The sequence below is a fragment of the Photorhabdus stackebrandtii genome, from assembly GCF_011189495.1.
GTDB lineage: Bacteria > Pseudomonadota > Gammaproteobacteria > Enterobacterales > Enterobacteriaceae > Photorhabdus > Photorhabdus khanii.
Genome location: NZ_PUJV01000076.1, coordinates 1 through 4,147, shown reverse-complemented (window position 1 = coordinate 4,147; position 4,147 = coordinate 1). Strand labels below are relative to the sequence as shown.

3 protein-coding genes and 1 pseudogene are annotated in these 4,147 nt (G+C 34.9%); 2 read left to right on the top strand and 2 right to left on the bottom strand.

Going from position 1 to position 4,147, the window contains the following annotated elements:
• Nucleotides 1-804: 804 nt before the first annotated feature.
• Nucleotides 805-1,236 carry an HIT family protein gene (locus tag C5470_RS23150; RefSeq protein WP_242688263.1) on the bottom strand — a complete coding sequence of 144 codons (432 nt, stop codon included), beginning with the start codon at nucleotides 1,234-1,236 and terminating at the stop codon, nucleotides 805-807.
• A 536-nt stretch (nucleotides 1,237-1,772) separates the two neighbouring features.
• Here C5470_RS23150 and C5470_RS21410 point away from each other — a divergent pair.
• Together C5470_RS21410 and C5470_RS21405 are read left to right on the top strand one after the other, a co-directional pair.
• Nucleotides 1,773-2,165, top strand: coding sequence for a hypothetical protein (locus tag C5470_RS21410; protein WP_166291781.1), 393 nt, complete (start codon nucleotides 1,773-1,775; stop codon nucleotides 2,163-2,165).
• A 208-nt stretch (nucleotides 2,166-2,373) separates the two neighbouring features.
• Nucleotides 2,374-3,507 carry a hypothetical protein gene (locus tag C5470_RS21405; protein WP_166291779.1) on the top strand — a complete coding sequence of 378 codons (1,134 nt, stop codon included), beginning with the start codon at nucleotides 2,374-2,376 and terminating at the stop codon, nucleotides 3,505-3,507.
• A 57-nt stretch (nucleotides 3,508-3,564) separates the two neighbouring features.
• On the opposite strand, the pseudogene C5470_RS21400 reads toward C5470_RS21405, so the two are convergent.
• A pseudogene (locus tag C5470_RS21400) lies at nucleotides 3,565-4,011 on the bottom strand (transposase); the annotation flags it as partial.
• Nucleotides 4,012-4,147 lie beyond the last annotated feature (136 nt).

Below are 4,147 nucleotides of genomic sequence, written 5' to 3'. Positions count from 1 at the left end.
GGCTCTTTGAAGCCGAACGGTTTTTTTAGGCGCATCAGGCGCGGAACTCATTGGGGCGCGGGCATCCTTGCCTATAGTGACGCCGGATAGATTTAAGCAAGCCTAAAATTCATCAAAATGAGTGTTGTAAAAACGAGGGTGACCATAGATTTTTACGCTCCCCCGGATATACCGTTATGGAAGATTGCTCTATTTTAGTATGATAATTTTGCTTGGCAGATATGCCGGACCTACAGTTACCGCGCCACATCTCGATTCTACCCGAATTCTGTAGTTATCCGTATATTTATCCAAATACGTAAATTTATTTTTCATTACGTTTGTATTTTGAAAATTGTAATCTAAACTTAATAGTTAAGTATAAATCTTGATTTATCGTGATCTACCGTTGATTTCTGGATTCATTAAGGCATTTGGTTAAATTTTATTAATTTGTTATTTAAAGGAAAAACGAATTTTACAAATACTGGGTAACTGTCTAGGGGCGGTAGCATGCCAATAATGATCTCGAAGGTTTACTGGGTAGATAAAAAACGTGGGATTACAGTTATTTTATTTCGACTATGATGGTCTGCTGTTGCATTTCACATTTAGCATATGCTGCGCCCCTATTGACGAGCGCGGCATATTCCGGAATTTCGGACACTTAAATACCTTATTGCATAAAGTATTATTAACTATGAATAAATTCAGAAGAAATTTATGTCTAAAAACATCAAACAAAAAGAAGATCTAAATACAGTATCATCAGATTTTGTTGGCGTTTATTACATTGTTAATCGCGGTTGTGGCGCTTATTTATATTTAGGGGTAGTGACCGGGTAGCTGGTCACTACCCCTTTTAGAGGCAATAATCAATCCGGATAAATTATCATCACTTAATTCAAATGCGTAACTACCATAATGTTTTTTAGGAATAACTACTGTAACACCCGGTGTATTTGGATATATAGATAAGAATGCTATGTAATCGTTATCTTCCCAAATAACATGTGCTGGTGACTTTCTAGTAATTATTTCGCAAAATATACAATTACTCATATACAGTATCCTTATATTGTTAAATGCCTTTCTTGTATAAGTTTTTTTATTTAATGAAATAAATACTAATACTGAAGCAATAATAGTATATATTCCAGATATCATACTTAATGAAATAAAAATGAATTTAATACCAAAGCAATGCCCAATACTTCCAAGACTGGGAAGGGTAAATAATAGAATGGCTCTTGTCATAGATGAAACAAAATATTCCGATGTTGCCCATTGATTATCTGATTGTTTTTGTAAAAAAACAGATAAAGAGTGAATGGATATTAACTTCATTAAGAAAAAATCACACATGTGAGTAAAGTTAGTTAATTAAATATTAAATATTCAAAAAAGCAATCTTTCAACCGCCCTGAGCAGCTATCGTTTCAAGAATAAATTCCACATTCTTTTTTATGTTCTCTTTATGACGATTTTTGAATGACCCTTAGCAAAGAGATTTCATTTAGAATAAAATCGGAGGGTTAATAATTAATTTGACTATTTCATAAGATTATTAATTATGAGGTAATAATAATTTTAAATTAATTTATCAAACGGTAGCTATATATAAATTTTGTTTAGTCTTATCCTTAACTTCAAAATCGGTAGAAGTTGAAAAGAATTTAAGGAAATGGCTAAGATTCCAGTATGAAATTTAACGATAATTACATGATACATATTTCGGTTGTTTTTTGTATATCACATCAAGATCACCAACTAGTGGTTGCATAGGAGGTATTATGTCAGCGAGAGAAGCATATGTAAGTCTTGAAAATACAACAATTTATGATTTAACCTTAGATATGAATAGTATAAATCTACGTCATGGTGAGTGGGTTCGTTATCCCCCCGGGCAAATCGATGCTGGGACTACAGGAAATTGGAGAAGCGATTCCGGTGGTTTTATGACAGGTACAGAAGGTACATTGAGATATTATATAAACGATGAGAAATGGAACCCAGAAACATGGAATCCAGATAATTGGGTATCTGTGCACTGGAAAATTCCGTATTCTGGAACAAACGGAGCTGACGGTGATACTAGTGATCATTATAGGTATCTGTGCAAAGTTGTTTCTAATGATATAAAGGGTAGTAAACCACATATGGATTTCCAATTATCTTCAAAATAACTAAATTATATTATTTTGCTGATGATAATTAAAAGCCGGCACTGTTTATTATAATTTTTTCTGAATATTTTCGTCAAGATTAAAAGTGTCGATATTTAATAATCAGTGCCAGTATATTGTACCTGGTTTAGCCTCAAAAGCAGAGTTTTTCCAGAGAATGCCTGCCGATAGTATATTTTTCATATGATCCTTTAAAGAGGAAAAAATTATGGACTTACAAGCAGTCGAAAATTATGCCTTAGGATATAAATTTCTATATGACTATGCGAAAGTAATAGGAAACATACGTTTCGTTCCTAAAGATAATTCGGACTCAGCACAAAATGATTTAGCTGAAGCATTGAGAGTAACTAAATCATTTGCAAAAAATTTGATTTTGTCTGGGAACATGAGAAATCTTGACAGGCTTGATACGAATTTTGCAGCCTATTCAAAAAAGATTAGTGAATATCAGAAAAAAGTTATTTCTTACTTAAATAGATTGGCTAATAAAGATTACAACTTCGATATTTCTTTATTAAGAAACAATCTAAACTGTCTAGAAAAATACACAGTGAAATTTAATGATCGAATAAATAGCGATTTCGTTTCTTCCGACGTAATAACTGGGCTTGCCGCAGCAGAGTCCGAAGCCGAAAAACAATTTATTAAACAACAACAAATAGTTAATAGAATATACCTTACACTTACAAATCAAATGAAAGATAAGAAGGATAAGATTAATTACCTTCAGATAGAAAGAGATAATACTCTTATCGGTGCATTCAGAAATTGGACAAGTGATTTATCAGGCAATGATAAGATAGAGTTTCAAACAAATTACGGGGAAATTAGCAATGATGCAACTAATGAGGATTTCACTCACAAACAATCTTTAGTATCTTGGACAGCAGTGATAGGTACAATTGCAGCAATAACCTCCTTGGTAGTAGAAGTCGGCACACAGGTTGCTAATGCAGTTTTTGATTTCAATGAAAAATCTGATAAATTAATTCACTTGCAAAAAGAATTCCATATGGAAAATACACTCGCCAGTGTAGCAAATAATATTGAGACCTCAACTGAACGCATGCAAAATGCATTGCATAATCTGAATAGCTATATTGGCGGGTTAGCCGGGGCATTTAGCGAAAGAAACAAAAACAGAACCAAAATTATCAACGACACTCGTGCTAGTCTATCTTCAGGGTGGAATGACCCAAGTAAGGCGGATACATTCAGAGACTTGTATATAGCCTTCACTCATGAAGATCAGAATCTTCACGATTTATACGAAACTTATTCTGGTGTTAGAGCTGGAGACCATAATAAAACTGCTGTTGCAATTAATATAGCTTGTTAACAGAAGGGCGAATACTGAAAGGTTGCTATGGCGCTGGGGGATCCCCACAAATCAGCGCTAATAAATCAAAACCATATTTTGGTAGATTTTGGCGAGATATTTGAGTGTTTGATTAAGTACTATTTCAAATAATATTAGCGGGGAATGGCGTAATACATTCTCCGCTAATGTCAGATGAGAAATAACTCTTCTTGATTTGATACTATTTGCCTGATAATTAAGGTGTATTCCTTTGTTCTCAGCATGAAACCCGATCAACCAAAGTACTATCGAGCTAAGCGTAGCAAGAAGGCTCAATACGGATAATCGACCAGCTCCCTGGCTGTAACTTGCTCTAAGCCCAAATCCAAATCGTTCGCTCTTTTCATCTCTAAAATTTTGCTCTATTTGCATTCTTCGGCTGTATAATTTCATGATCTGCCGAGGTTTAAAATCATCCATGCTGGTAAAAATCAACCAAGGCTCTATGGCTGCCGAACGCCCATCTTTAACTTGTGATTTTCTGGGGTTTGAGTTGAGTAGACCCGCCGGTTACCCAGACGGGCCCCTCCTCAGAACCGGACGTGCGGAACTACCGCATCCGGCTCCCGACAGATCAGTGTCCCCACACATATTCAGCGAGTCCAGAGTATTGATCGGG